The sequence below is a fragment of the Bradyrhizobium algeriense genome, from assembly GCF_036924595.1.
Taxonomy (GTDB): domain Bacteria; phylum Pseudomonadota; class Alphaproteobacteria; order Rhizobiales; family Xanthobacteraceae; genus Bradyrhizobium; species Bradyrhizobium algeriense.
In genome coordinates this window covers 3,240,547-3,267,464 of sequence record NZ_JAZHRV010000001.1, presented here as the reverse complement: position 1 = coordinate 3,267,464, position 26,918 = coordinate 3,240,547, and the positions used below count along the sequence as shown (strand labels likewise).

Here is a 26,918-nt window from a genome sequence, read left to right as displayed (position 1 = left end):
GCCCCGGGTTGCCGGTTCGCAGGGAGGATTATTCCACGAACCTCCGGCAAACTGGCCAACGTCTGGAGCCCGGATGCAGTGAACGACGCGGGAGGGATGGATAACTGCGCCGTTTTTGTCGTACCACGCCGCCATGGCTGGACTAGCGAACATGGCCGCGGCGATCAGTCCTACCGAAACAAGCTTACTCATTTGCGCGTCTCCATATGATATCAGTGATGGAATGACTGCGCCGATGGACATGATCAAGTGTTGATCTATATCAACCTCGTTCCCGAATACGGCGGCTGATGACCGCCCTCGGTCAATCGCTACTGAAATGGGGTATCCGCGCGACGTCCGCTTTCCTCCCAATAGCTACCGTAATATCGCGCCGCAACAACTGAGCCAAAGTGCCGAGTTTTATTCAATAGCAAGGGAGCCCGAGTGCTTCCGTGTTGGGCACCAAGCGTCACATTTCATCCACCAGGCGGTTGATTGGCCGTTCTCGGCACGCAATAAGCAGCGCCATGAGTCTTCCCAATCATTTCGAATTGCTCGCCACCAATGGTGCGGCACGCACCGGCCGCCTGACCACGCCGCATGGCGTGGTGCAGACGCCTGCCTTCATGCCGGTCGGCACCGCAGGTGCGATGAAGGGCCTGCACTGGCGCGAGGTGCGCGATGCCGGCACCGATATCGTGCTCGGCAATACCTATCACCTGATGCTGCGGCCGGGCGCCGAGCGGATCGCCGCGCTCGGCGGTCTGCAAGCCTTCACCGGCTGGAACGGGCCGATGCTGACGGACTCCGGCGGCTTCCAGGTGATGTCGCTGTCGGACCTGCGCAAGGTGAGCGAGAAGGCCGTGACCTTCCGTTCGCATATTGACGGCGCCAAGGTCGAACTGTCACCGGAACGGTCGATCGAGGTGCAGCGGCTGCTCGGCGCGGACATCGCCATGCAGATGGACGAGTGCGTGCGGCTGCCGGCTACGCGCGACGACATCGAACGCGCGATGCGGCTGTCGTTGCGCTGGGCCGAGCGCAGCAAGCGCGCCTTCGAGACCGCGCCAGATGGTTACATGCTGTTCGGCATCGTGCAGGGCGGCGACATCCCCGAGATGCGCCATATCAGCGCGCGCGAACTGGTCAAGATCGGTTTCCACGGCTACGCGATCGGCGGACTTGCGGTCGGCGAGCCGCAGGCCGTGATGCTTGCGATGATCGATGAAACCGCGCCGGCGCTTCCTGTGGATTGCCCGCGTTATCTGATGGGTGTCGGCACGCCCGAGGATTTGCTGGAGGCGGTGGCGCGCGGCATCGACATGTTCGACTGCGTGATGCCGACCCGCAACGGCCGTCACGGCATGGCGTTCACCCGCTTCGGCCAGATCAATCTGCGCAACGCCCGCCACGCCGACGATCCGCGGCCGCTCGATGAGGAAAGCGAATGGCCGGCGACGCGAGACTATTCCCGCGCCTATCTGCATCATCTGGTCAGGTCGGGAGAAACACTCGGCGCCATGCTGCTGTCGGAAATCAACGTGGCGTATTACCAGCACCTGATGCGGGGCATGCGCGAAGCGATTTCACAGGGAATTTTTGCTGACTTCCGCGAACGCACGCGCGCAGGCTGGGCGAAGGGCGATATACCGCCGCGCTAGGGTGAGGAGCTCGCCACGCGTTCCGAAGGAGAGGTACTGTCGACCGCCAACCTGGATCGAATTGTTCTTGCAATGCCAAAGCCGATTAATGTCGCGAAGAACACCGGCGGAAAATCGAATATCTGGGAAATCAAGATGCCGTCGGGCAGGCCGCGGTCGATCGAGAAATAATAGCCGATCGGCAAGCTGACCGCTGCGCACCAGGTCCAGTCTTTACCCACCCATCCGATCGTCGCGCCGAGCGCGACGAGGCAGGGAAGCGCAGCAGAGAAGAGAATGATCAGCCACATTATGAATAGACGGAGCCCCGCAAATTTTAATCCGGTTACGATGATTGCGCCAACGATCAGGACGGCCAGAATCTTCGGCAGATAGCTCGTCACCTTAGCGAAATCGAATGCGAAAAAGCCGCGCGATGCATCATCCCGCGTCGTCGGCCAATCATCGAGCGGCGTGGCTGGCAGACGGCTGGACACAAAGTGCGTCACGAACAGTATCGTGGGGCCAGCCACGATGCTGCTTGCGATCAAAGCAACAAAGTGGAACATGAGCATGACGACGACCGTTCCAGCCGAAGACAGGACCAGTTGCACCAGCACCGAGGGTATCTCACCCGCGGTCAACATCGGCAACAGCAGATAGACGCCGCCAAGTCCTGGGCAGAAGATCGAAATGAACAGGGCGAAAAGCTCTATTCGCAACAGCGCAAACGATCCCCTGAAGAACCTTCGCATCGGCCCTTGAGGTATTTGCCGGGGCCATGTGCCGTACGCAAACAGCGCCGTAAGGACCATGGGGACCCAGACCGGCGACCAATGCGTCGTCTGAGGCAGTGGCTGGTCGAGATGGAGGCCGCCGATCACCTTCGGCTCGGTCGCATAGGACAGGATGGTCTGCCACAGAAAATAGGCGAAGTACGCCGCGAACAATGCAGCCGCTATTTTTCCGGCCCTGATGATCTTGTACTCGGTCAAGTCAAATGACAGCATCGGCATTGCTCAGCTCTCAGCATGGCTGTGGTTCGCCAAATCTGCAGTTCAGCAACGCCGGGAGCTCACGCTGCGTCGGTTCCATTTGGACCTGGATGCGGTCAGTTGCGGAAAGCTCCTTGCCAAGCTCCGCCAACCGCGCCCTTGCTTTGTCGTTGCGGCCCTCCCGGTTGGCCATCTGGTACATTGCGTAGATCGCCTTTACGTCGCGGACCCCGCCAAGACCATTGTCCAGCGCGCTGGCGTAAGCCATCGCGCAGGAGGCGTTGCTGGTTTGGTCGACGCAGCGCTTCAGGATTTCGATGCCTTTTGCAACGTCAGTATTTCCGGTTCGTGCCCCAAAGTTGATGTAGAAGTTTGCGAGTAGCTCAATCGCATGAGGCTCGTTACGCTGCGCGGCGAGGTCGAGCCATTTCAGGGCATCGGACGGATCGTCGGTAACTCCTGCAATATAGGCTTGCATTCTCCGCGTTCCGACCATCGCCTGGGCTTCCGCATCGCCCTGGCCGGCGGCCTTTTCAGCCAGCCGGTCGCCCTCGACCACGTCTTTAGCGACGCCCCGCCCGGTGTAATAGAGATCGGCAAGGAACAACGTTGCCCTTACGTCGCCGCGGTCGGCGGCAAAGCCGAAATATTTTAAGGCGAGGCCGGGATCGATGGTGCCCATCCAGCCCGAAAGATATCCTTGTCCGACCACGCGTGCGGCATCGATATCCCCCTTCGCCGCCGCGCTCAGGATAAGCTTCTGCCCCTTTTCAAGATCGTGCTGCAGTCCCGGTGTGCCGATGATGTGCAGTACGCCGAGCACCGCCATCGACTTCGGATCGGATTTTTCCGCAGCCTGCTCCAGGTAGCGCGCGCCGGCGCGAAGCATCCCGTCTTGCGGTTGCGCCATCGTAGCCAGTCCGCGCACCAGCAGGACGTGGGGATGATCCGCAGGTGCCGGCTGCAGCAGCTCCAGCGCCTTGTTCGACTTCTTGTTCCGGTACGCGTGCCATGCCTCGGCAAGCAGGGTTCGAAGCGGTTCGGGATCGTTGGCAAAATAGCGTTCATCGAGGCCGAGTTCGTTCAGCTTCGGCGCAAGGTTGCTTCGCCGCGCGAACTTCACGATGTCGTTTTGATCCGGGAGGGCTTGCGCGGTATGCGCCGGACTGACGGCGCTGCGTGCGGCCTTGCCGATTACGGAGAGAGATTGATAGCCGTGAATGAAGAACAGCACTACGGCGCCAATCACCGCGAACTCGCAGAAGTTGCGAAACGTATTGTCGGTCGAGTACAGATCGATCAGGAGGCGGAATGCCGGCTTCTTGTCGGACGGCAGTATGTGCGACTGACCGGCCATTATTGCCGTGCCATCGCGCGCTGCACGTTCAGCACCGGTTGTTCGCGGCTGCCGCGAACGCTTTCGACGCTGACCTTATCGCCATCCTGGATCAGGCGGATTTCGGCAGCGCCCGCGCCGCGCGCTTCGATCAGGCCGTCTGTGATCTGGCGTTCGATCGCGCGCGTCATGTCGCGCACGCCGCCTTGCATGCGGCCGGAAAGCGCGTCGATCGCCTGCATCAGGATCTGCGGATCGATGCCGCCGCCGGCGATCTTCAAATTGAATTGCTGCGCGATTCCTTCGATCTCCAGCGCAACCACGCGCGCGATGTCCAGCCCCTTGAGCGGCCGGAACGCAAATACGTCGTCGATGCGGGAGAGCACCTCAGGGGCGAACTGGGCGTCGGCGAGGGCGGCTTTTGCCAATCTGCCGATCTCTTCGGCGGACTCGTTGGTCTGTTCGGCGATCTCGGCGATGCGCCGCGACGCCGCATTGGTGGTCAGGACGAAGATTGCCTCATTGGTGGAAACGCGGGCGCCGTCGCTGACTTCGGTAATGAAGCCGTCATTCCACGCCGTCAGGAATCGTTTGTGTACCTCTGGATGGGCTTTCTCGAATTCGTCGAGGAGCACGACGGCGTTAGGCACGTCCCGTAGCGCAGCGGTCAGCGCACCATAGCTGTTCGATCCGACGTAACCGCGGGCCTGACCGAACAGGCTTGCGGCCGCATGGGGCTGGCCGAACTGGCTCATGTCGAAAAAGTGCAGATGGCTTCGGGCGCCGTACAGTTCTTCGGAAAGGATTTTTGCGAAATGCGTCTTGCCGACGCCGGGCGCGCCGGCCAGGCAAAACACCGCGACGGGCTTGTCCAGCCGTTTGGCGGCGATACGCCGTCGCAACTGCTGCGCAATAGCCTTGATGGCTTCGTCCTGCCCGATCACCTTGGCGCGAACGCGCTCGGCGAGGTCTTCGGCATCGATCGTGATCAGGTTCTGGCTGCGCTTTTCGTAGGCCTCCTCCAGACTGGTCTTGTTGGAGAGCCGATCGAGAATGTCCATGACGAACCTCGGGAGGTAAGAGCCTTTGTAAAGGAAGATGGCGATCGCTGCGCCGCCAGCGCCGATCACCAGCGTGATGGCGAGTGGGAGAGATGCGTGATCGATGGTGATCAACGCGAGTAACAGCAGCAGCCGGCCGAGCCAGGGATTCATTCCGGTCATGGCACGACCTCGATACGTTCGCCGGGCCGCAGGATGCGCATCGGCATTACGCCGGCGCCGGTCGCAAAGGCGATGGTGACACCGCCGGCCACGCCATCGCGGACTGCCGTGACATGGATCGGCGCGCCGTCCTCGAGGGTGACCGCCACCGGCGTCCAGCTCTTGGTCAGCACGACCTGCTGGATCAGCCCCGAGCCCTCGACCGCGATCGTATCGCCATCCGGATCGATGCTGTCCGTAAAGACGATCCAACCGATGCGACGTTTTCCTTCGAGGACAGCGTGTGCGATCTCGGCCCGCTGCGCCGTCGGCACCTTGAGTGCAGCAACGGCGGCGGCGACGCCCGCGTGGTTATCCGGGGCAACGAACGTCACGATGTTGGCCGAGAGCTCCTCGGGACGCGACGGCGCCGTTCCGACTTCTGAATGGTCGATACCGGTCGACGCGTAAACGCCGCCGCCGATGACGCCAAGCAACAGCAGGATGGGCGCAAGCCGAGACGCTTGCCTCGCCGCCAGTGGCAGCGGCGGCGCAAGCTCTGGCTCGTCGTCTGCAGATGTCATGCTCGTCCCCGAAAATTGCCCGGAGAGGTTGCATGGCGCGTGGAAGCGGCAGGTTAATTTCGCGAGCCTGCTCACTGCCCCGCAAGGAGATGGTTAGTGCCTACTAAGGCGGTTCGTTCAATTTGAATGATTTGCGCCGGATTGGGACTGGTGCCGAGGTTGGCGGCAGAGCGCGCCGCGCTAGGGTGAAGTTGCCGGAGCGCGTGTGGACTTTCGGCCAAGCAGGATAATGACGGCTGCCAGAAGTTGAATCAGGGCAATGAGCGCGAACGGGAACTGATAATCGGCTGTCGTGTCACGCATGGCGCCAATGATGGCCGGTGCGAATGCAAATACCCCCTGATTGATGGCGACAATCAGCGCCACCGCGGTGGCGACATCCTCGCGTTCGAACTCCTTCTGTACGATCAATGGTGGGAGTGAGGTCAGATTGCCGATGCCGAGACCGAACAGAACGCACCCAAGCGTGAGACCCATCCATCCGCTGGCGAAAATCAACAACAGGACACCGCCGATCTGCACGGCAAAGTTGGCGGCAGCCGCGAACCGGCGATCATGCTCGCCGATCCACTTGCCGGCCGCGATCCGGCCAATGACGGCACATACCGTCGCCAGGCTGACAAGAAGCCCGGCATGCTCAATTCCAAGCTCCGGCGTAAGACGAGCCACCAGGTGGGCCAGCAGGCCGATCTGGGCGAAGAGTCCGAGCGAGAAAGCTGCCGAAATCGTGATGAAACGCGCGGATCGAACGATCTCGATGCGAGTCCGTCTCGGCTCCGGTCTCGCTCCCGCCTGATGCGAGGCGTCGCCGTCTGGCGCCAGCCCCATGTCCTCAGGGGATTTGGTCAGGAACCTGACGCAGAGGTACGCGACTGTGGCGACCATGCAGCCACCGATCAGGAGCGCGGCGGACGGAAATCCGATCGATCGTATCAACCAGACCCACAGCGGCACGAACAGCACGCCGCCGACGCTGGCGCCGTTGAACGCAAGTGCTATCGCCATCGGCCGGTCGCGATCGAACCATCTTGCCACGATGGCGTTCAGTGCTGCGCCGCTCGTTAAGGCCCAACCAGCCCCGCTCGGGATTGCCGCGGCGAACAACTGCCACGGCTCGCGCGCGCCGGACCACAGGATCAGGCCGGCCGCCGTGAGGACTGCGCCAAGGAACGTCGTTTTGGCTATTCCAAGCCTGCGATGTATCTCGGGCAAGCAGGCAATGACGATAGCGCTGAGCAGGAAGTGGCCGGTGACGGCCAACGAAATCTGCGAGATCGGCCAGCCCCGCGTTTGGTGCAGCGATTGAAGAAACACGGAAGGGCCGTAGAATCCGATGCCCCAGGCAAACACGGCGATTGCGAACGCCGACCAGGCAACTGACCATCCAAAGAACCGGCTCGCAGCGACCATTGTTTCCGTTTTCCCGAAACATAAGATGGGCACGAGGTAGCATCAGGAGTGCGCGATGGCTCGCCGCAATCGGACTCGGTCGTCGGCAAGAACCAGGGTCGGCAATCTGGACCTAGCAACCTGCGAGAGGGCGCGCGTCAGCCGCGATCGACGATTTGACGGTCGGTTCTTCTCAGGCGTCAGGACAACGCGCATCTACTGTCGTCCGGTCTGCCCGGTTCGCCCCGCGAAGGCGGAAAACGTGTCGTTTTATCCATCGGCAGCGGCCGCGGAGCGCGCTGGATTTCGGCCGTGCCTGCGTTGCCGGCCAGAGACGGCGCCATTCTCTCCGGCATGGAAGGGTTCATTGGCGACCGTCGAGCGCGCGGTCCGGCTGATCAATGAGGGCGCACTCGATCGCGCGCCGGTTGAAGTGTTCGCGGCCAGCCTTGGCGTGGGCGCGCGGCATCTTACCCGATTATTCGACAAGCATCTCGGCGCCAGCCCCGGTCAGATTGCCAGGACGGCACGCGTGCAGCGGGCGAAGCGACTTTTGGATAATACCAAATTGCCGATGATCGAGATTGCGTTGCTGGCGGGGTTCCGCAGCCTGCGTCGCTTCAATGCGGTCTTTGCAGAAGTGTACAAGCGTCCCCCGACCGAAATTCGGCGGGCGCAGCGGAACGGTTAGAAATCTTGGGATCAAAAACAAACGCGCGCCGGGTGGGCGCGCGGTGACATCGCTTCGACAGTTTAAGTCAATTACAGGCGAACCTCTTGACCGAATGTTTGGTCACGAATCCGTAACCGCAGGTGTCGCAGGTCCAGAGATAGCTGATCACGTTGTCGTTGAGGTAGGCGGAAGCTTCCGCAGCCACCATGGTATCGGCGCACACAGGGCACGTCGGCAGATCACAGCCGCGCGGATCGGGCTTATACGCTACGGTCGACAGGATTTCAGCAATAGCTGGCATCGTGACCCTCCTTCGCGATCTGAACTTCTGGGGGACCTCTGGCTCAGTTCGCGACGAAAGTATAACCAAAACCCTTGACGATGTCGCAACACAAATGAGTTGATTTCGCGATATTTAGCGACGTTCTTGTTTGCAATGCAGCGAACTCTTCGCTCCGGCAATTCCGACTTGCGCATCGGTGCGGCCGCCTCCTAAGTAAGAGAGCCGCCAATTCCCCGCACATGATTTGTTACAGGAGTGTTGAGATGGATGCGTCGTCAGTAACGAGTGCAGTGCAACGTCCGGGGCGGGGCCGGGTTTTCGATTCTATCGTCGATGCGATCGGCGACACGCCGATTGTCCGCCTGCGCAAATTGCCGGAGGCGCATGGTGTTAGCGCAACCATCCTGGCCAAGCTCGAATATTTCAACCCCGCCGCGAGCGTGAAAGACCGCATCGGCGCGGCGATGGTGATCGCGATGGAGAAAGCCGGCGTGATCAACGCCGACACCGTGCTGATCGAGCCGACGTCAGGCAATACCGGTATCGCGCTCGCCTTCGTCGCGGCCTCGCGCGGCTACCGGCTGAAACTGGTGATGCCGGAATCGATGTCGATCGAGCGGCGCAAGATGCTGGCCTTCCTCGGCGCCGAGATCATCCTGACGCCGGCAGCCCAGGGCATGAAGGGCTCGATCGCGACCGCGGAGGAACTGGTGCGGACCACGCCCAACGCCGTGATGCCGCAGCAGTTCAAGAACCTCGCCAACCCCGAAATTCACCGCCGCACCACGGCGGAAGAAATCTGGAACGACACCGGCGGCAATATCGATTTCTTCGTCGCCGGCGTCGGCACCGGCGGCACCATTACCGGCGTCGGACAGGTGCTCAAGCCGCGCAAGCCGTCGTTGCGGATCGTCGCTGTCGAGCCGGAGGAAAGCCCGGTACTGTCGGGCGGGCAGCATACGCCGCATAAGATTCAAGGCATCGGCGCCGGCTTCGTTCCGGACATTCTGGATCGCTCTGTTATCGACGAGATCGTTAGGGTCAACGGGCCGACTGCGATCGAGATGTCGCGCGCACTGGCGCGCATGGAAGGCATTCCCGGCGGCATTTCCTCGGGCGCCGCGATCGCGGCGGCACTCGAGATCGGCAAAAGGCCCGAGAGCGCCGGCAAGACCATCCTCGCGATCGTGCCGTCATTCTCCGAGCGTTATTTGTCAACCGCACTGTTTGAAGGAATCTAGCGATGGCGGACCAGCCGCGGCGGCCGAGAACCCTGAACGACGCGCGCACCGAGGCTGAGGCGGCGTTCAAGCGCACCACCACCAAGGTGGCGGAAGCGCCGCCGAAGACGCCCACGCTTCCCGGCGTGAGGGAATTGGTCTCGCTGCGCATCGATCAGGATGTGCTGGAATATTTCCAGGAGGGCGGCCCCGGCTGGCAGGACCGCATCAACGAGGCATTGCGAAAGGCCGCGGGCAAATAGATCGCCGCGAGCATTTTAATTTTGCGAAGCGTAGAATGAAAAAGGCCCGGGATGAACCCGGGCCTTTTTGTAAATGGATCGCTTGCGCCTTAGCGTAGCATGCCGCCCACGACGCCGCCGATGAAGCGCCCGGCGCCGGCGGGGTCAGGACCGGGCGCACTGTGCTGGCGCGGTTGCGGTTGAGCTTGCACTTGCGGTTGAGCTTGCGGTGGGCTGCTGGCACGGCGCTTGGCAGGACGCTCCTCGTCGGAACTCGCGGTCGGCGCGGCCGCGACGATCTCGGTCAGCAGCGCCTTGTGCTGCAGCTTGTTGAGGTAGCCGCTCTTGGGATAGCCGCGGGCGGCCTGCCAGCGCGCGATCACGCCGCGGGTGGCCGGATCGAACTGGCCAGTGGCCTTGGTGTCGAAGCCGAGCCCGGTGAGGCGGCGCTGCACGTCGCGGCGCTGGCCCTTGTCGAGGCCGATCTGGTCCTCGGTGGTCTGGTCCGCTTCCTCCTTGAAGGTCGCGGGATCGATGCCGGTGCTCAGGTTGCGGGTGGCATCGGGTTTGGGACCGGACTCAAGCGAAGCAATGCGCGACAAGGCCAGCGAGCGGAACTGACCGTTGGGATAGTTGGTCAGATAGGCGTTGAGTTCTTCCGGCTTGTTGGAATCCTTGATCGAGCGCCAGAACTCCAGTTCCACGTCCGACGCCTTTGAAGCGGACCCCGCCGGCGCTGCCGCCGCCACGGCGCCAGGCGCGGGCGCGCCGTTCAGGTAGACCGTACCGATCAGGTTGGTGTGACCCCAGGGCAATTGTCCCTTGTTGGTCTCCTCATTGACCTGGGCGCGGACCTTAGTCATCGCCTGCTGGATCTCGACACCGGGCTGGGTGAGGTTGGCGAGCAGGGCGCGCGTGAACGGGCTGTTGCTACCTTCCTGGCCGTCGAGCGCGGTCTGGCCCGGGCCGGTCGCGAACGCGATCAGCGTGCCTTCGCCGGATTTCATTTCGGCCAGACCCGTCTGCACGTTGACGCTGCGGGTCGCGGCGTTCGACTTGATCTTGGCTGCAAACGGGTTGTCGCGGCAGGCATCGAGGAACACCAGCTTGACCTTGGCGTCGCCCATGGTCTGCTCGAGGGTGAGGTCGATGTTGATCGCGGCGCCGAGCTTGACGTCCATTTCGGATTTGATGTCGGCGTCGATCGGCAACAGATAGTTGGTGCCGGAGATGGCAATGCCGTGACCGGCGTAGAAGAACAGCGCGACGTCGGCGCCTTGCGCCTTCTTGCCGAAGTCGAGCAGCCGCTCGGTCATCTTGTCGCGCGTGAGATTGGAGCCCTCGACGACTTCGAATCCGACATTGCGCAGTGTCGCGGCTATCGCTTTCGCATCGACCGACGGGTTCGGCAGCGGGGCGACGTTCTTGTAGGCGCCGTTACCGACGACGAAGGCAACACGCTTGTCGGCGCTGGCTGTGCCCGCCGTAAAAAGCATGCAGATGGCGGACAAAATGAGGGTTGGGTAGCGCATAGGAAATCCCCCTGCAGAATCGATAAAGGCTTTGGTTCTAACTCTAGACGGACAGTACCGAAAATCACCCGCTTCGCGCCACAAAAAAGCGGGCGAATAACCAAATCCGGGGCCATCCGTTACCGTTGTGCCACGCGCTGTCGCGTGATCTAGATCACAGCCCGGCAAATAAATTTCAGCTTTGGGCGGATGCCTTAGTCGAAGGATTCGGTTTTAGGTTCAACAGATTGCCGGTGAGGATCAGCGCCGCGCCGAGCACGGTGAACAGGTCCAGCCGTTCCGAATAGATCAGGCAGCCGGCGGCGGCGCTCAGTGGAACCCGCAGAAAATCCATCGGGATCACCACAGTGGCATCCGCATGCAGCATCGCGCGCGCCATGCAGTAGTGGGAGAACGTGCCGCAAAACGCGATCACCACGACCCAGCCCCACAGATAGGTCGGCGGCCACGTCCAGACGTAGAGCGCGGGAAAGAGACCTGCCACCGATTGCACCACCAGCATCCAGAACATGATCGAGAGCGGCTGCTCGGTCCGGGTGAGCGACTTGACCATCGCGACCGACACGCCGAATCCGACGGCTGCGGCAAGCGCGATCAACTGGCCCGGATTGACCTCGCTGGTGGCGGGGCGAACGATCACGACGACACCGACGATGCCGAGCACGATCGCCGCGATCTTCCAGATCGTCATGCGCTCGCCGAGAAACGTCACGGCCAGGATCGCGGTCCAGATCGGCATGGTGAATTCGATCGCCACCACCTGGCCGATCGGGATCAGCGTCAGCGCAAAGAACCAGCCGAGCTGCGCGCCGTAGTGGATGAGGTTGCGCGCCACGTGCTGCGGCAGTCGCGTCGTCTTCATCGCGCCAAATCCGCCGCTGGCGCGGATCAGCGGGTACAGCATCAGGAAGCCGAGGATCGAGCGCATCTCCATGAGCTGGAACACGTTGATCTCGCGCGCCGCCTCGCGTCCGGCGACCGCCATGATCAGCATCAGGCTGAGCCAGCCGGCCATCCACAGCGCGGCCAGGGTTTTGGATTGTGTGCGGTCCATTCGGCAGGAGATCGGTTGAGGGCAGACCGGTATCGGCGAGCACGCCACAATTTGCAATGCGTATATGCAGCGGGGCAGCGATGCGCCGACCCAATTTCACTGTGGGAGCGCGCCTCCGTTCAATGCTAAGGGATCGTCCAACATTGTCGGTCACGGGAATTGAGGAGGACTTACGCATGCGTATCTTGCAACCGGCCGAATGGTCGAAACCCCGCGGCTTCTCGCACGGTGTCGAGGTGGACGGTCCCGGCAAATGGATTGTGCTGGCCGGCCAGACCGGCGGCGACGAGAAGGGCGATTATGCCCCTGACATGGCCGCCCAGGTCGGTACGGCGCTGAAGCGCATCGTCAAGCTGCTCGGAGAAGCCGGCGCGGGACCGGAGCACATCGTGCGCCTGACCTGGTATCTGACCAGCCGCAGCGAATACGAAGCCGCAGGTCCCGGCATCGGCGCAGCCTGGAAGGAAACGCTCGGCCGCAATTTCCCGCCATCGACGCTGCTCTACATCGACGGGCTGGTCGACGTCAGGGCCAAGGTCGAAATCGAAGTCACCGCCTATGTGCCCAAGCCCTAGAGCCCAAGGCCTAGTGCCAAAGGCTTAGTGGCCAAGGCGGAACCAGACATCACAAGGAGCGGGCGCTTTCCACGTCAGGCGCGCCGGAAAAGACAAAAGGATATCGTGAGCCAATGACCAGTCGATCGACCTCTGCAGACTTCGTGACCGCCTTCGCAACCGGCTGGCCCGAGCACCAGCCCGACATCATGGTGCTGTCGCTGACCACCCAGCGGGGCGTGCAGGATTTTGCGTTCAACAAGGAGCAGGCTTTGTTGATCGCCAAGACGATCAAGGAGACCGCGGCGAAGCTCGAGAAGCCAAAGACGAGTTAGTGCGACGGCACAACTGTCATCGCCAGCCTTGTGCGCAATTGCGCACTGGAGCGGGCGAGCCAGTATTCCAGAGATGTTATGACTGAAACGCCAGGGCGCGGCGTACTGGGTACCCCGCTTTCGCGGGGTACGACAGCCAGGCCTACTTCGACAGCGAGATATTGGCAGCGCGGAACTGGCTGTCGGCCTTCATGGCGATGTGCTGCTTGTTGCCGGTGGTCTTCAGCGCGATGCTGGCGCCGAAGCCCGCCGCCTGGGCGATCACCTGGAAGCTGCCGTTGGCGCCACGGCCCTGGATGTTGCCGCCGACATTGCGGCTGGTCTCGCTCCAGGTGCCGCTGACTTCGCCGCCCGCCGCGACCACCGCCGCTTGCAGGTTGAACCGGTAGGCGTCGCTGGCGCAGGTGAGGACCATTTCCATGGTGGGGCCGTTCACCTTGTAGGTCGCTCGGCAGCGGATCCGTTCGCTCGAACCGTCATCCAGCGTCACGGTGCCGGGGCCGGACCAGGTGCCGGCCATGCCGGCGAACGCACTAGACTGGGCGTAGCTCGTGGAGGCGGCGAAGGCCGTCAAAAAAAACGCGACGGCTGCGAATGTCAGCCGCCGCGCTTTGGCGAAAAATTCTGAAGTCTGGCTTGCCCTACTGACGGGACGCTTCCCATCGACCGCTGCACGCGACACCAGCTGAAGCCCCATTCCATTTCCCCGATCCGGAGTTGCCACTGAGTTGACCGTTCGCATATGCACCATTGATCGAGACTCGCACAAGTCCCCCGCTGCCGACGCTGCCGGAAACCGGACCGCCCGAAATCTTGCCGTCGGCGACATTCACGGTCGACGTAGTCTGCGCATCGCAACTGCCCGTTTTTGTGACAACGGTAACCTGCCAAAGGCCGTCATAGGGCGACTGGGCGGAGGCTGGAGCTGCGGCCAAGGTCGCGGCGGCGGCAAGAAACGAGGCAAACAAAATGTCGCTGATGCGATTGGCGCGCATGGATCAATTCCTTGAGATGTGTGTGATGGCGTGCCTTATCTGGTCACAATGTGTCCAAACTTGGGTGCGACGCAATACTGTGGAAAGTTCCCGGGATTTCAAACACATCAAGGTGAATCTGGTTCCGGTCGGGGAACGAAAAAATCGTCCCTTTGATGCCAAATTCGGCGCGAACCGGCTTGAGGTATTTTGGTAAGGGTCAGTCCTTGCCGTCGGACAGGCTCGGCGCTTGGGTGGCGAATTCTTCCTCCTGCGGCGTAGCAGGGAGGTTGTGGTGGGTCCTGGCGTGAAAGATGACGTCAGCGAGCAGTTTCTGGCCCAGCGGGGCCAGCGCGCGCTCCCAGAGCTCGCGGGCGGTCTCTCCCTTTCTGACGAAGACCCACTCCTGCGCGGCGATGGCGCCGGCATCCATCCGGTCGGCGAGGTGGTAGACCGTGCCGCCCGTGATCGGATCGCCTTCCTTGATGGTCCATTCCACGGCGGCGATGCCGCGATGCCGGGGCAGGAGCGAAGGGTGATAGCCGATGCCGCCGAGTTTGGCGGCAGCCAGCGCTTCCCTGGTGACGCGGGCATGGCTATGGGCGGTCACGATCAGGTCGGTATTGGGTGCGATTTCCGATGCGACCACGCGTTTCGGATCGGCCTGCACGACGACCTCGATCCCGGCGGCCCGCGCGGCAGCGGCAAGCCGGTCCTCGCCATCGTGAACGACGACGAGGACGATATCGACCCCGTGTTGGCGCAGCGTATTGAATGTCGTCACGCCGAAATGGCGGGAACCGACCAGGGTGATCCGCATGTGTTCTGTCCGTCGTCGTTAATCAGGCCGGTATGCCGATAGCACACCATGGCGGCCTGTTTCGACGCCGGCCCCGGGGCGTTGGGGTTATCAACAGGGTGGCGCATAGCGTTTTCCAGCGAAGTGGAGGCCGGTTCGCGGCAGGAAAACGCATCAAATCAGAAATCTAGCCTTTGACGGCGCAACTCGGGTAGGGCGCGGCCTCGCCGCGGATCGGCTGCAACTGGCATAGGCCAGTTCTCGTCATCGCAGATTCCCCCCAATGCGCCTGTGACTATCGGGCGGAGCTTGGGCACCCGCCAGCGTGAGTGGCATCACAGCGGCAACGAACGACGCAGCGCTACGGTTCGGGCCAAGATTAGCAACCACGGACTATCAGCATGAAACGCTTTCTGATCTTCGCCGCCGTCGCGCCGCCGCTTGGCTTCATCGTCGCGTTCTGGGTGATGCTGCAGATTGCCAATTGGCTTGCGGGCAGCCCGACCACGTTCGATGTCGCCCAAATCATGATGCTGCCGACGATATATCTGGTCGGGTTGATCCCGGCGCTATCGGCCGCGTGGTTCGACCATGCGCTGGCAAGGCGCAACGTCTCGTACCGCATCGCGCTCACGGCGCTGTTCGGCTACACGATCAGCTACCTGCCGTTTGCAGCGGCGTTCTGGATCGGCTTCGGCCACGGTCCGTATGTCCTGCTGCTTGGCCTCATCGGCGCGGTGCCGTCAGCGCTGTGTTCGTGGCTGGCGGCCGAACGGCAGGCGCCTGACCTTGTTCCGTCACCATGAAAGGATTCGCAGCGCTGGCCGGGAGTAGGCCGGGATCGGTTGCTGGACCGGCTCGGACTGTTGTTCGGCCGCCATCTGCAGCCGTGCCCGCAGGTCGGCGCTGCACTGCTTCATCTGGTTGCGCAACTCGCGCCGGCTGAAGGTGGTGAGGGAGGGATCGCCAAGCTGCCGCCAGGCAGCGCGCAGCCACTGCTGCAGGGCGTGGATATCGGAATCGAGGACCTCAGGCTGGTTCATTGCCGCCGAAATCTCAAAACGTGACCGCGCCATGATTAGGTCTGATTCTTTCGCCGACGCCTACTCCGTAGCAGGACGGACGGCAGAAAAAGCCGACGCGCTGGAAGCAGAGGATCTGGAGCCAAGGATCTGGAGCCAACGGAACGCGCGCCCCATATGATCGTTGCATGAGGGCCTCCTGGAGCGATCTCGATGTCCCGCAATCCGGCGCTTGTTCTTTTCGTGGCGCTCGCCCTGATCGCCCCCGCCAGGGCATTCGCACAATTGACGCCGCCAGCCGGCTCGGCCGGCGCCGGCAACTCGTCGATATCAGGTGTACCGTTCGGCCCGGCCAATCCCAGGGCGCTCTCCGATCCCAGCGGCATCGGCAACGCCGCGAATATCCCGCCGCTCAGGCCCAACCCTCCACCGCCGCCCGTCTCCTACGGATCGGTTGATCAGCCGGCGCGGGCACGCCTGGTGACGCCGCCCTATGCGGGCGCTTCGCAGCGGATCATCAGCCCGCGTCAGGCTCGCCAGCAAAAGCCGCCGGTTCGGCGGCGGACGCGACCGGAGGTGAGCAGTTTCACGGGGATCTGCCGGGGTTGCTAGAGCGTGATCCGGAAAAGTAGCCCCCGCCGGGTTTTCCCTCGCGACAAACGCGGAGCGTTTGCCCGGAGATCATGCTCTATCGGTCGAATTGCGATCCATTCCGCAAGCAGCGACCACGCAAGGAAACGGCCGTTTCGATGCCCGGCCTTCGCGGGGAACGATTTTCTCTTGCTGGACTTAAGAGCTTGGCGGTCATGCGTGCTGATCCTGCATGTGCTGATGCCGAGTATCGTGTGATGCAAGATTGCCCCCACGGGGCAGGATTAGCGGGAATGAACATCCAGCAACGGACGGCCAAGACTCTTTCCCCGCCGGGCCAGTCCGCCACTCCGGACGTCGCTCGGGCGCTTCGCGAACGAAGGCTGCGCGCGCGCGAAGAGAGGCTGGCTGTCAAAGCCGAACAGGCGCTGGCGCGCCGCAGCCAAGAGCAGGCGGCCCTGTTCCACTTCTCCGAAAAGCTCCAATACGCCACGTCACTTCCAGATGTTTACGACGCCGGCCTGGATGCCATCCTCGCGGCACTCGCCTGCGAGCGCGCCTCCATCCTCCTGTTTGACGACAGCGATGCGATGCGTTTCGTCGGATGGCGGGGCCTGTCGGACGGGTACCGGATGGCCGTCGAAGGCCATTCGCCATGGAACAGGGACGAAGCAAATCCGCGTCCGGTCACCTTCGAGGATATCGGCGTTTCAGCACTTTCGGATGCGCTCAAGGAAACGATCGCGCAAGAACATATCGCAGCGGTTGCTTTTATTCCGATCATGATCGGCGGCCGGCTCGCCGGAAAGTTCATGGCCTATTACGACAGGCCGCATCACTTCGTCGAACCGGAGATCGACGTCGCGTTGACGCTGGCGCGGCAACTGGGCTTCGGCATCGCGAGATTGAGGACGGAACAGGCGCGGTGCGCCGCCGAAGAGCGTGCGAGGCAGCTCGTGTCCATCGTGGAATCCTCCGACGATGCGATCATCAGCAAGGACCTGGACGGGATCATCCGGAGCTGGAATCCAGGCGCCGAGCGGCTGTTCGGCTATACGGCCGGCGAGGCGATCGGCAAGCCCGTGACCATTCTTTTCCCGCCAGGACACGAGGATGAGGAACTCGGGATACTCGCGCGCATCGCGCGCGGCGAACGCATCCACCATTATGAAACCGTTCGCCGGCGCAAGGACGGCAGCCTTCTGGATATTTCGCTGACCGTCTCGCCCGTGTGCGACGGCACGGGGCGCATTGTCGGCGCATCGAAGATCGCCCGCGACATCACCGATCGCAAGGACGCCGAACGCAAGCTTCGGGAGAGCGAGCAGCGTCTCACCGAATTGCTCGCGGCTATACCGGCCGCGATCTACACGACCGACGCGCAGGGGAAAATTACCTATTTCAACCAGGCGGCGGTCGAATTCTCCGGCCGGACGCCGACACTCGGCAGCGACGAATGGTGCGTCACCTGGAAGCTGTTCATGCCGGACGGCACGCCGCTCCCGCACGATGAGTGTCCGATGGCTATCGCGCTCAGGGAAGGGCGCGCCGTGCGTGGCGCCGAAGCGGTCGCCGAGCGGCCGGACGGGACACGGGTGCCCTTCATTCCGTTCCCGACGCCGCTGCGGGATGCTTTCGGCAGGATCACCGGCGCCATCAACATGCTGGTGGATATCAGCGAGCGGCGGCAGGCGGAAACCCAGCAGCGGCTTCTGCTCGATGAACTCAACCATCGCACCAAGAACAACATGCAGATGCTGCAGTCGCTGCTGTTCTGCGCGGCAAGGACCGCGCACAGCGAGGAGGCGCGGAAAGTCCTGAAGGAAGCCAGCGCGCGGATCGCGGCGATGGCGGCGGCGCAGCGTGTGCTGTACGGCCGCAGCGATGCAAGCCATTTCGCAGCGGAAGAATTCCTGCCGGCGGTCTGCGAAACCATCCGGCAATTGCTGCCGGATGCGCGAATTGAATGCGGCATTGCGCGCGGCGTGCTTTCCAACGACGTGGCGATGCCGCTCGCACTGATATTGAACGAGCTGCTGACAAACGCCGTAAAGCACGGCGTCAAGGATCATGCGAGGCAGGGCGTCCGGGTCAACTTGACCGGCGAGGGCGGGCGGCTGGCGCTCTGCGTCGAGGATGACGGGGAAGGGTTCGACCTCGAGGAGGTACGCAAGACCTCGTCCGGACTGCAACTCGTGCTCGGCCTCGCGCGCCAGCTGCACGGAACGCTCTACGTCACGAAAAATCCCTCGCGGGCGTGCCTCGATTTCCCCGCTGCGAAAATCTAGAGCGGTGATCGATGACGCCTCAGCAGCGCGCAGGGCATTTTGCGTTGCCGTCCAAGCCGGACCGGAACCCGCCGCCTGCCGAAGAGGCTCGGCGGATAGAAGACAAGAAGGGCCCGCTACGCGTTCTCGTCGTCGAGGATGATTTTCTGATCGCCATGCAAACCGAAGTCGCGCTGACGGCAGCCGGCTTTGAGGTTGTCGGGCCGGCCATGACCGCCGAGGAAGCCGTCGCGCTGGCCGGCGAGGCGCAACCGACGCTCGCCGTGATGGACATTCGTCTCGCCAGCACCCGCGACGGCATCGACGCCGCACGGCAACTCTATCAGGACTTCGCCATTCGCTGCATCTTTGCGACCGCGCATGACGATGCGCACACGCGCGGACGCGCCGAACCCTATGCCCCGCTCGGATGGCTGCCGAAGCCGTACACCATGGCTTCGCTCGTCGCGGTGGTTGCCGAAGCTGTCGCGGAGCTGCGCCGCCGACCGTAGCGCTCCGGCAAGCGCGCTTGCAGGTGCTTTCCCGTTCCCGATCCGCTTCAGTCGACCGGAAGGCTCAGTCCCGATAGTAGTACCGGCCCCGCGGCGGGCGTTGGTAGTACCCGTCGCCGTAATACTGTTGACGCCCCTGCTGATATTGCGGCGGTACCATCCCGTTCGGGTAACATTGGCCATCCCTGACATCGAGGTCGGCGCCATGGCCACAAGGAACGGGGTAGCGGCCGCCGCGATAGTAACGCGGATATTGCCTTGCGGCCTGGTCCTGCGGCGGCAGATAGCCGTTCGGATAGCAGAGGCCATCGCGCGCGCTCAGATCCCAGCCATGGCCGCATGGCGGCGGATGGGCGGGGACACCGTATTGCACGGCTTGAGGCAAGACAGGTGCATCCAAGACGGGTGCAACAGCGCTTCCAGGCGTCATGCTCAACTGAACGGCCAGTGCTGCGGCGGCAATGCTGACGATCATGGTCCTTCTCCGATCAAACCAGAAGCTGCCGGCGTCTCCACGACGTGCTTACCGGTCGCTGCGTTGCGTCCATACAAAACGCGCGCTGAATATCCGGTGAACGCATTTCAAGTATCGGAAGTCAAATCCCTGCAACGGCCGCCACGGGACAGCCGCTGTACGGCGAACAGCTGTTTAGCGTCGCCGCGCTAGCGCATTTCGTAGTAGCCGTTTCGTCGATAGTGATAGCCCGGGCGGCCTTCCTGATACTGCCGCGGCACCGTGCCCGTCGGGTAGCAGAGCCCATCGCGAATATCGCTGTCTGCGCCGTGACCACATGGTACCGGGCGCCGGCCGCCGCCGTACTCCAGGGGATAATACCGGCCCGATTGAAACCGCGGCGGCACCGTCCCGTTCGGGTAGCACTTGCCGTCCCGCTCATCGAGATCGTAACCGTGGCCGCACGGCGGCGGACGGCCGTCACGGCGGTACCGGATTTCATGGGCCAAGGGCGTGCTTTCGTTAGGCGAATGGGCTGGTACTCCAAATTGTAGCGCGAGGGCTATGCCGGCAATGCTGGCGAACATCTTTCGGTCCCTCCGGTGAACACTCAATCTCCCTGCGGCCGATCTTCGCTCCGGAAATGGCCAGGGGAAAGTGCGTTTCCATATCGATGCTGTGTGTGCGCTCGGGAAGGCCCGGCCTACCGAAATTATGACGTCCTTCCGGAGCGACGTTCCTGCGGCAGTCGGTAGGCGACACAGGAAGGAGACTATCACGCAATGGCGGCTGAACAGGCAACCGCCGCGCATTCAGCGGAGCAGAGGTTGGCAGCCCGAGGCGGGAAAACAAAAGGCCGCCCGGAGGCGGCCTTTAATGCTGATGCCGGTAGAGGATCAGGCTTGTTGAAGATCAGCCTTGTTGAGGATCAGGCTTGGCGAGGCGCGACCGCCCCGCTTTCGTCCGCCCCCGTCGCTCAGGTCGTCCGCGCGGGAATATCCAGCGATGTCAGGCCAACGTTTCTTCATCCCGACGGCAATCTTTTGGACCAGTCGGTTTCCACACTGAAGAAACGGCGTGAACGACGCCCGACGTTCCGCTCTCAATCGTGCGCGGTGGCGTCGAAGATATCTTTTGGATCGCGTATGCATGAGGCATCGCTCCAAGCTCGATAGTCATTAACAAAAAGGCGCCGACCGGAAAGCGGCCCGAGGATGTTCTGGCAGCAAAAAAGCGACGCCTGTTTAATCTGTTTAATTTAATAGTTGAATGTGGCAATAATGTCACCATCCGGAACCAAGGTCAATCGATTTAATCACGGTTAAATTGCGCGACCGCCGGGGAGCGCTTTTCCACTTTTCCCGGCTCTTTCTTTCCGAATACGATTGGGATGGGACGTCGCTGGACCGAGCTGTTGAGACATCTGGCTCAACGATAATCCGCGCCAAGGATAGCCGAACTGACTAACCGCACCGTGGGCGGGTTCGCGTTCGAGGCTTACAAAACGGCGCCCACCTTGATGTGTGCGGATAGTTCCAGCACAGGTCGCTCTAATTTCCGGGCCGCGTCAGCGACCGATTCCCGTACATTCACGAGCACTATTCCGGATGCCTGCTTCCAGATTGCCAAGTCGGCGGCACTGTCTCCCGCGTAAATGAAACCCCCGGGGAACGCTTCTTCCAAGATCCGTGCTTTTGCGGCACCCTTGTAGTTTCTTTCGCCGTCAGACGCGAATACACGATCAATAAATCCGAGCTTGGATGCTACCGTTGTGGCGATCGCAACATCGGCGGCTGTTGCAATGACGACCGTTCGGCCTGCATTCTTCTCACGAATTGCCAAGTCGACCACCTCCTTGTGAAATTGTACGCTTGCCCATTCGACGTGATATCGCGCAGCGAGTTGACTTTTCAGGAAGGCGCGACCGCGCGTCAACCATCCGGCACAGCTTATCGCAATTAGCGGATTGCGGCGAATATTGGCGATAAAGCTCTTGAAGAGCATGTCACCTGCAATCAGCGTCCCATCCATATCCAGAACCAACGGCATTGAGATGGGAAGACCCAGCAGCAAATCGGGCGCACTTCGCATGCAATTCTCACAGTAGGTTAGCTGTATCAGCTAGATTGATGAAATATTCTCAAGGGCGTTTCGCATCTGCAGTGTTCCCGCGAAACACCACAAAATGCGACATGGAAAAGTTCACGCCGAAGGCCACAACGATGGAGACGAGTTTTGATGTCAACACGCCGGCATAGTGGGAGAGTACCACGAGGGTGGTTGTTGCCACGATCACGCCTAAAATGCCTGAGGCCGCAAAGCGGAAATAATGGCGCCAGCTAAATGCTCCTCCGGTTTCTCGACCGAACGTGATCTTTGTGTTCATTGCGTAAGAGCCGGTGACGGCTACTGCCCAGGCCAGAACGTTGGACATGATCAGTGGCAGCTGCAGCAGCTTGTAGGCGACAGTGAATACGGTGGCGTCCACGGCGACATTTAACACGCCGATCGAGGCAAAGCTCATTAGCTTTGCAAGCACGCTGCCTCTACGCCACGCGTCGATAATTTGGATCAGAATAAGTTCCATGGTCGCAGAGTTTATCGACCCGGCCTGGCAAAGTCCGCGCCATTGTTCCGACATGCTAAACAAAAAACCGCCAGAAGGCGGTCTTTCTAGTCTCGAACTGTTCTCTGATCACGCGGCGAGTGCCGTGACTTTGCGCTTAGAACAATGCCGTCAAGCGGAGTATGATCGCTTGAGGGTATTGCCGGTGTGGGTTCGGACATCAGGAAATTGTCCGGTGTCTAGTCACTAGACGATCTGAATGGCATCGCAACAAAAGTCGTCTGTTAAGCTTGATGTCCGCGCTGCGAGTTAATTCAGGAATTAACGATCGAGGCACTCGATGGCAGGGTACCGAGCCTTCAGCGTTGTGAAGCACTAACTGCGGTGACCGCGATGAACATTAGTGTAGCAAGGATTCCAAGGCCGATAAGCATGGCGGATACTCCTAGGTGCTTACGCAGAATATTACGTTTCCGAGACAAATAAGCGTGCGCAAAGAACATGCGTTCGATGAAAACATTGGGCATCACGCTGCATAAGGGATGGGCGGGTACATGTATGCGCAGATGTGCACCTGGGAGCCAAAAAGACTTCCGGCAGGAAGTCTCACTTTACGCTTTATCCTTGAAGAATAAGTCCACGGTTTTCAGAATGTCGTTGAGCGGGAAATAAGTGGAGTTCTCCCTCTGGTCGCCGACGACGAAGCCAAATCTTACGCCGATGTTTTCACTCCAGTCCCGCTGCGTCGCAGTAAACCGGCCCGGAGGCTGAAGAAGAAGGAGGGCGCTTCCTCGCGGAAGCGAATAAGCGCCGTGGTATGTTTGGCTTCCCTCAACTGAAACTACTATTTTGGCTGAGACGAGGTGGGACAAAATTCGATCAAGGCTATCCGTCCTAATGTCCAGAATTGTAAATCCCCTGCGGGAAAGCTCGTCAATGATCTCTTGTTCGTTTGCGACCGGTCGCGACGCTCCGGTGTTGCCGCGCTTCAGGTATATTAGATAGTTGCCGACGGAAGGCTCAAATTGCGCCAGTATCTTGCGCCGCAGCTCAAGTTGACGATGCCTCTTGAGCGATGTTTGTGCGAAGTCTTGAAAAAGAATCAAGTGTTCAATGTGAGCCCGGTCTGTCGCAGTCCAATCCTGTCCGAAGATCCGTGCGTATAGTGGCCTGTGTTCAAAGGACGAATTCGGCGAACAGCAAACCGGCTTGCTGTATCGTTCCGCAAGCATGTAAGCGAGAACATCATCGGCAAGCCAATGACCGAAATAGGTGCTTCCGGCTGCAGAACTGGAGATAGCGCCGGTATCAAGGTGGACAATCTTCTTGCTTAGCGCAGCGTTCTTTTTCCCGATCACGTGCCTCATGCGCCCTGCATAGATGCTGCCATCCAACAGTACGGCGTCTTTGATGTGGTAGGCGATCGTTGGCGCGCTTCTGACGGTTCTACGCAAGACGTGATCTATTTCGGCGTCCAGATGAGACTCGGCCGGTGTTCCAAGAATTTTTTCAATCTGGCCATCCAGGAAAACTGACGGGTTGAGTTCCGAATCTTCACTCGCACAAAGAACCTCTTGCTCAAATGCGATGTCGGCGGGACTCGCCGGACCTCCAAAAAAGCGGCGCACATTCCTTAGTAACGGGGCCGCATGAAGCGGGATCAGCAATTTCGTCTCCGCAATAACACTAAAGTTGCAAACAATAATTCATCAGCAATCCGCAAGTAAGGCTCTCTCGACCAACTCAACTAACGCCTTTGCTGTAATCAATAACTTCAAGGCAATTCGGCCGCAGATCAACCCAGCCAACAGAGCCGCGCTGTGCACGTCTAAATGCGCAGATATCGTACCAGCTTCAGTCCGGGAGTCTATCCAGCGGCACCACGGCTTGTCGTGCCTTCGCCGCCCTACACAAATGATGGCGTCCATCCGAACACGGCGGGATATGCGCTGGTGCAGGCCGCAAACGTCTATCCTGCGACAGCACAGTGCCAGCAGTTCGGATGGGGATCTCGATCAGGCGGTCCTACGCATTTCACCAGGATGGCTCTGAACCCTTGCGGCGTGCTGGAAAGCGGCCTCAACAGCGGCTTGTGGTGACGACGACCGGCGGGACGCGGGGCCTCGGTCCCGCGCCCTCCGTTTGGCATGATGTTCGCATCCCCTGTCGCATCCTGTCTTGGAGCTCACATGGGCGAAGTTGTGCGATTTATCCCAAAGTCTGATCTCGACCGGGCTCGTTTAATTCGAGAGGCCCGCGCGATATACGAGCGCATATTCCCGACGACTGAGCCCGTCAGGGAGCAGCGGGACGACCCCAAGGAATGAGCTTTGCAACGCGGTGATGATGGGCCGCACGATGACGTAGAGGGCGACAACGCTGCCCAATGTGATCGCTGCATCTGCCGGCGCAATCACGCGCTTGGTGGAGACGCGAATGCCGCGGAACCACGAAGATATCCGACGCCAAGGCGATGCACATTCTTGCGCGGGCGCGGACGCGCAATCAATCTCGCCAGAACTTCTCGCCCTCGAACCTCGCATAGCGAATTGAGGGTTAGCCCGCCGGTTCACGCTGGCGGGCCCGCATCGCAGCTTCCTGAAGGGGCACCCCAAAAGATCCGATTGGACACCCAATAGAGCAGGTACGGGGTACCCTGCCATTTGCTATCAAGTGGATGTGCCGAACTTGTTTCTCGGCACTGACGCATAATCCTTACTTGCGGCCCCAGCCCCCAAGCCCGCTGGGGCCGTATTTTGGTTGGCGGCGTCTTGCAGTCTACAGCGCCCGAGCACCTGCCCAATGGCGCTGGCTAGCTTTGCCGCGAGGAAGCGGGGCTCACTGGCATCCGATGCAAGCTTAAGAAATCGTTAGTCTCAGGTTGCTACGAATTTCCCAATCGCGGAAACCCGCCCAAGCCCCCGCGAGAGTGCGAAACCCGCCGATCTCAACCCGGCGGGTTTCTGCATGACGCGCAATTCTGCCAAGAATCACACCCAGCTTGAATAGGCCATTCCGGTGGGTGAACCGCAGTGGTAAGGCCCGGCGTATGTCGTCCGGCAACGTCGTGCGTCGGGCCGCCTCGACTTTCGAGGGCTGCCAACCGTGGCGGCGTTACTCCATCTGCTTGGCTTCGATGTGAATAATATATAGCGGCCGTCTGGCTTCGTCGGTCACCTCCAAGGTCGACCGGGCCTAAGATTGCCGTCTATGGCTTTGAAAATCTCGCCAGCGGTGATGGTAGCCTGCCGCCAAGCAGCTTCCTTGTCGGGGAGGTTGTCGCCCTTCGGTCCCGCGCTCTAATTCGAGGCCGACCATTGACCTATCTCAAGGGATTTATTCACGGGGAATGTTTGTTGAACGCCATGGATCGCAGCACCTTGTACTTCCGGTTCTCGCTGATCTGGTTGGCCCTACTGGCAGCCACCGGATTCGCGCTCTTGCTGTTCACGTAGACGGATGCGCCTGATCTGAGCGGGAACATTGCCACTTATTCCCGAATTGTAGGTAAGTGCCTTTGATCCTGATTGCCCCGAGGCACACACCTGGCGGCCCCAGCCTTCCCCCTGGGGCCGTTTCTTTGAGCGCACGTGGACGGCTAATCTATGCGCATGATCCGTACTCTTACGGACCAAATTCCGATTCCTAGGTAACAAAGCGAACCGACGTTTGTTCTATTCTGATCTAAGATGTTCGCGTTTCATCACGTTCGGAATGTTTGCGAATCGCCCGGCCCAAAGCCGGGCTTTCGTTTGAGAAAAGAAACGGCCCCAGCAGGGGGCTTAAGGCTGGGGCCGTCATTCCAATGCGCCAGGCGGCAAAGCCGGCGCGTACCTAAAACGCACTCCGGCTCCTCTCGTTCCGGTTTTTCCCGAAGCTCGATGTAGAGTCTGGTACCGGACAGACGGCTGAAGGGCGGGGAACTTTAATGGCCTCATAGGGAGGCAGCGCCATGGGAAAACGGGGACGCATCAAAAACGAGAAGACGTTTGAAGAGCGACTGGCGGAAGAGGCCCGACGCTTTAAAGAGGCAGCAGATAAGCTCCCTCACGGCCCGGCCCGGGAACTACTTCTACGGCGGGCTCGCCAGGCTGAGACGGCCGCTCACATCAATGAGTGGCTGAGATCGCCCGGACTGCAATCCCCCACCTCATCGGGAAACTTGCTGCCGGATCAGGAGAAGTAAGGCCGCCTCAGTCGGCGGCCTCTTTCGTGCGGGCCCGGGACGGCCTCGCAGACTTGCCCCTGCGCTGGCGCCGATCGGCCGGCACAACGACAGAAGCCGCAAGATGAATGATCTCTGAAATCCCAAACTTCGCGATTAGCTGCGCAACTCGCCGCTGATCCCCGATGTCCTCAACGAAAACCGAAACTCCGGATGGTATTGCCCATTTGAAGCCCGACGAAAAATCATCGATCACGACGGGTAGTTCGCCACCATCGGCAAGTTCGTACACCATGTGGCTCCCAATGTATCCGGCACCGCCGGTGATAAGGATCGCCATTGCTATCGCCTAAGGAGACCTGATTTGAAACTTCGGAACAAAGTTCCCTTCAGGAGTGTTATGCCCATGCCAAGGACAACACTCGAGGTGTGCTGGGGGTTCGGTCCCGATTAAGCGATTTAGCTGGGTGTCGCCTGATGTGATGCAGGCGGCGGTGTCGGCCGATGGCAGAACCGTCTGCGTCTCGATCCGCCGCTTGAAAATCCT

Annotated in this window: 28 protein-coding genes and 3 pseudogenes; 13 read left to right on the top strand and 18 right to left on the bottom strand. The window is 60.9% G+C overall.

The genetic code is table 11. From position 1 onward, the window contains the following. Nucleotides 1–509 precede the first annotated feature (509 nt). Entirely contained in the window at nucleotides 510–1,643 is a 1,134-nt protein-coding gene (gene tgt, locus V1286_RS16115; RefSeq protein ID WP_334480901.1) for a tRNA guanosine(34) transglycosylase Tgt, read from the top strand. Here tgt and V1286_RS16110 read toward each other — a convergent pair. The 5 genes from V1286_RS16110 to V1286_RS16090 all read right to left on the bottom strand — a co-directional run bounded on the left by V1286_RS16110 (nucleotide 1,640) and on the right by V1286_RS16090 (nucleotide 7,149). Then, nucleotides 1,640–2,638: a hypothetical protein gene (locus V1286_RS16110; RefSeq protein ID WP_334480899.1), complete on the bottom strand. Its 999-nt coding sequence runs from the start codon at nucleotides 2,636–2,638 to the stop codon at nucleotides 1,640–1,642. The genes tgt and V1286_RS16110 overlap by 4 nt on opposite strands. A 10-nt stretch (nucleotides 2,639–2,648) precedes the next feature. Continuing rightward, nucleotides 2,649–3,974, bottom strand: a complete 1,326-nt coding sequence (locus tag V1286_RS16105) for a tetratricopeptide repeat protein (protein ID WP_334480898.1) — start codon at nucleotides 3,972–3,974, stop codon at nucleotides 2,649–2,651. After that, nucleotides 3,974–5,176 (bottom strand): AAA family ATPase, encoded by a 1,203-nt coding sequence (locus tag V1286_RS16100; protein ID WP_334480897.1) that lies wholly within the window; start codon nucleotides 5,174–5,176, stop codon nucleotides 3,974–3,976. The genes V1286_RS16105 and V1286_RS16100 overlap by 1 nt, the downstream gene beginning before the upstream one ends. Then, nucleotides 5,173–5,739 carry a hypothetical protein gene (locus V1286_RS16095; protein ID WP_334480895.1) on the bottom strand — a complete coding sequence of 189 codons (567 nt, stop codon included), beginning with the start codon at nucleotides 5,737–5,739 and terminating at the stop codon, nucleotides 5,173–5,175. The genes V1286_RS16100 and V1286_RS16095 overlap by 4 nt, the downstream gene beginning before the upstream one ends. A gap of 180 nt (nucleotides 5,740–5,919) precedes the next feature. Next, nucleotides 5,920–7,149, bottom strand: a complete 1,230-nt coding sequence (locus tag V1286_RS16090) for an MFS transporter (RefSeq protein WP_334480893.1) — start codon at nucleotides 7,147–7,149, stop codon at nucleotides 5,920–5,922. 55 nt (nucleotides 7,150–7,204) lie between these two features. Here V1286_RS16090 and V1286_RS16085 point away from each other — a divergent pair. Further along, a pseudogene (locus V1286_RS16085) lies at nucleotides 7,205–7,450 on the top strand (Ada metal-binding domain-containing protein); the annotation flags it as partial. Nucleotides 7,451–7,495: 45 nt separating this feature from the next. Next, nucleotides 7,496–7,819, top strand: a complete 324-nt coding sequence (locus V1286_RS16080) for a helix-turn-helix transcriptional regulator (protein ID WP_334489691.1) — start codon at nucleotides 7,496–7,498, stop codon at nucleotides 7,817–7,819. A gap of 67 nt (nucleotides 7,820–7,886) precedes the next feature. Here the strand turns inward: V1286_RS16080 and V1286_RS16075 are convergent, their stop codons facing one another. Next, the gene (locus V1286_RS16075; protein WP_108515848.1) at nucleotides 7,887–8,102 is read right to left on the bottom strand and encodes a hypothetical protein; all 216 of its coding nucleotides are present in this window, start codon (nucleotides 8,100–8,102) and stop codon (nucleotides 7,887–7,889) included. Between the two features lie 245 nt (nucleotides 8,103–8,347). Between V1286_RS16075 and cysK the strand changes: the two genes are divergently transcribed. Further along, nucleotides 8,348–9,325 carry a cysteine synthase A gene (gene cysK, locus V1286_RS16070; RefSeq protein ID WP_334480892.1) on the top strand — a complete coding sequence of 326 codons (978 nt, stop codon included), beginning with the start codon at nucleotides 8,348–8,350 and terminating at the stop codon, nucleotides 9,323–9,325. A 2-nt stretch (nucleotides 9,326–9,327) separates the two neighbouring features. After that, a complete protein-coding gene (locus tag V1286_RS16065; protein WP_108515844.1) occupies nucleotides 9,328–9,567 on the top strand; it encodes a BrnA antitoxin family protein in 240 nt (79 codons plus the stop codon). An 89-nt stretch (nucleotides 9,568–9,656) separates the two neighbouring features. On the opposite strand, the gene V1286_RS16060 is transcribed toward V1286_RS16065, so the two are convergent. Together V1286_RS16060 and V1286_RS16055 are read right to left on the bottom strand one after the other, a co-directional pair. Then, a complete protein-coding gene (locus V1286_RS16060) occupies nucleotides 9,657–11,078 on the bottom strand; it encodes a caspase family protein (RefSeq protein WP_334480890.1) in 1,422 nt (473 codons plus the stop codon). A gap of 175 nt (nucleotides 11,079–11,253) precedes the next feature. After that, a complete protein-coding gene (locus tag V1286_RS16055) occupies nucleotides 11,254–12,132 on the bottom strand; it encodes a DMT family transporter (RefSeq protein ID WP_334480889.1) in 879 nt (292 codons plus the stop codon). A gap of 176 nt (nucleotides 12,133–12,308) precedes the next feature. Between V1286_RS16055 and V1286_RS16050 the strand changes: the two genes are divergently transcribed. After that, entirely contained in the window at nucleotides 12,309–12,707 is a 399-nt protein-coding gene (locus tag V1286_RS16050; RefSeq protein ID WP_334480888.1) for a RidA family protein, read from the top strand. Between the two features lie 113 nt (nucleotides 12,708–12,820). Continuing rightward, nucleotides 12,821–13,021: a hypothetical protein gene (locus V1286_RS16045; protein WP_108515834.1), complete on the top strand. Its 201-nt coding sequence runs from the start codon at nucleotides 12,821–12,823 to the stop codon at nucleotides 13,019–13,021. 142 nt (nucleotides 13,022–13,163) lie between these two features. Here the strand turns inward: V1286_RS16045 and V1286_RS16040 are convergent, their stop codons facing one another. The 3 genes from V1286_RS16040 to V1286_RS16030 form a co-directional block, all read right to left on the bottom strand. Further along, a complete protein-coding gene (locus V1286_RS16040; protein WP_417021145.1) occupies nucleotides 13,164–13,718 on the bottom strand; it encodes a hypothetical protein in 555 nt (184 codons plus the stop codon). Beyond that, a complete protein-coding gene (locus tag V1286_RS16035) occupies nucleotides 13,663–14,016 on the bottom strand; it encodes a hypothetical protein (protein WP_108515832.1) in 354 nt (117 codons plus the stop codon). Before V1286_RS16035 ends, V1286_RS16040 begins: the two co-directional genes overlap by 56 nt. 199 nt (nucleotides 14,017–14,215) lie before the next feature. Continuing rightward, nucleotides 14,216–14,815 (bottom strand): formyltransferase family protein, encoded by a 600-nt coding sequence (locus tag V1286_RS16030; RefSeq protein ID WP_334480887.1) that lies wholly within the window; start codon nucleotides 14,813–14,815, stop codon nucleotides 14,216–14,218. 380 nt (nucleotides 14,816–15,195) lie between these two features. Here V1286_RS16030 and V1286_RS16025 point away from each other — a divergent pair, with 380 nt between their 5' ends. Beyond that, nucleotides 15,196–15,600: a DUF5413 family protein gene (locus tag V1286_RS16025; protein ID WP_108515827.1), complete on the top strand. Its 405-nt coding sequence runs from the start codon at nucleotides 15,196–15,198 to the stop codon at nucleotides 15,598–15,600. On the opposite strand, the gene V1286_RS16020 is transcribed toward V1286_RS16025, so the two are convergent. Next, a complete protein-coding gene (locus V1286_RS16020) occupies nucleotides 15,592–15,837 on the bottom strand; it encodes a hypothetical protein (RefSeq protein ID WP_334480886.1) in 246 nt (81 codons plus the stop codon). The genes V1286_RS16025 and V1286_RS16020 overlap by 9 nt on opposite strands. Before the next feature lie 192 nt (nucleotides 15,838–16,029). Between V1286_RS16020 and V1286_RS16015 the strand changes: the two genes are divergently transcribed. The 5 genes and pseudogenes from V1286_RS16015 (at nucleotide 16,030) to V1286_RS16005 (ending at nucleotide 19,186) form a co-directional block, all read left to right on the top strand. Next, the gene (locus V1286_RS16015; RefSeq protein WP_334480885.1) at nucleotides 16,030–16,428 is read left to right on the top strand and encodes a hypothetical protein; all 399 of its coding nucleotides are present in this window, start codon (nucleotides 16,030–16,032) and stop codon (nucleotides 16,426–16,428) included. Nucleotides 16,429–16,499: 71 nt separating this feature from the next. After that, a pseudogene (locus V1286_RS38925) lies at nucleotides 16,500–17,294 on the top strand (GAF domain-containing protein); the annotation flags it as partial. 48 nt (nucleotides 17,295–17,342) lie between these two features. Further along, nucleotides 17,343–18,290: pseudogene (locus tag V1286_RS38920) on the top strand (PAS domain S-box protein); the annotation flags it as partial. After that, complete coding sequence (locus V1286_RS38915) at nucleotides 18,273–18,695, top strand: ATP-binding protein (RefSeq protein ID WP_465249082.1); 423 nt, start codon at nucleotides 18,273–18,275, stop codon at nucleotides 18,693–18,695. The pseudogene V1286_RS38920 and the gene V1286_RS38915, both read left to right, overlap by 18 nt. Before the next feature lie 11 nt (nucleotides 18,696–18,706). Next, a complete protein-coding gene (locus V1286_RS16005; protein WP_334480883.1) occupies nucleotides 18,707–19,186 on the top strand; it encodes a response regulator in 480 nt (159 codons plus the stop codon). Between the two features lie 64 nt (nucleotides 19,187–19,250). Here the strand turns inward: V1286_RS16005 and V1286_RS16000 are convergent, their stop codons facing one another. The 6 genes from V1286_RS16000 to V1286_RS15975 all read right to left on the bottom strand — a co-directional run bounded on the left by V1286_RS16000 (nucleotide 19,251) and on the right by V1286_RS15975 (nucleotide 26,711). Further along, the gene (locus tag V1286_RS16000) at nucleotides 19,251–19,661 is read right to left on the bottom strand and encodes a hypothetical protein (RefSeq protein WP_334480882.1); all 411 of its coding nucleotides are present in this window, start codon (nucleotides 19,659–19,661) and stop codon (nucleotides 19,251–19,253) included. 188 nt (nucleotides 19,662–19,849) lie between these two features. Next, complete coding sequence (locus tag V1286_RS15995; protein WP_334480881.1) at nucleotides 19,850–20,227, bottom strand: hypothetical protein; 378 nt, start codon at nucleotides 20,225–20,227, stop codon at nucleotides 19,850–19,852. Nucleotides 20,228–21,137: 910 nt separating this feature from the next. Beyond that, complete coding sequence (locus V1286_RS15990; protein ID WP_334480880.1) at nucleotides 21,138–21,731, bottom strand: haloacid dehalogenase-like hydrolase; 594 nt, start codon at nucleotides 21,729–21,731, stop codon at nucleotides 21,138–21,140. Between the two features lie 49 nt (nucleotides 21,732–21,780). Beyond that, a complete protein-coding gene (locus V1286_RS15985) occupies nucleotides 21,781–22,227 on the bottom strand; it encodes a GtrA family protein (protein ID WP_334480879.1) in 447 nt (148 codons plus the stop codon). Between the two features lie 590 nt (nucleotides 22,228–22,817). Further along, nucleotides 22,818–23,873: a glycosyltransferase family 61 protein gene (locus V1286_RS15980; RefSeq protein WP_334480878.1), complete on the bottom strand. Its 1,056-nt coding sequence runs from the start codon at nucleotides 23,871–23,873 to the stop codon at nucleotides 22,818–22,820. A gap of 2,526 nt (nucleotides 23,874–26,399) precedes the next feature. Beyond that, on the bottom strand, nucleotides 26,400–26,711 hold the full coding sequence (locus V1286_RS15975) for an NAD-dependent epimerase/dehydratase family protein (protein ID WP_334480877.1): 312 nt from the start codon (nucleotides 26,709–26,711) through the stop codon (nucleotides 26,400–26,402). Nucleotides 26,712–26,918: the final 207 nt, after the last annotated feature.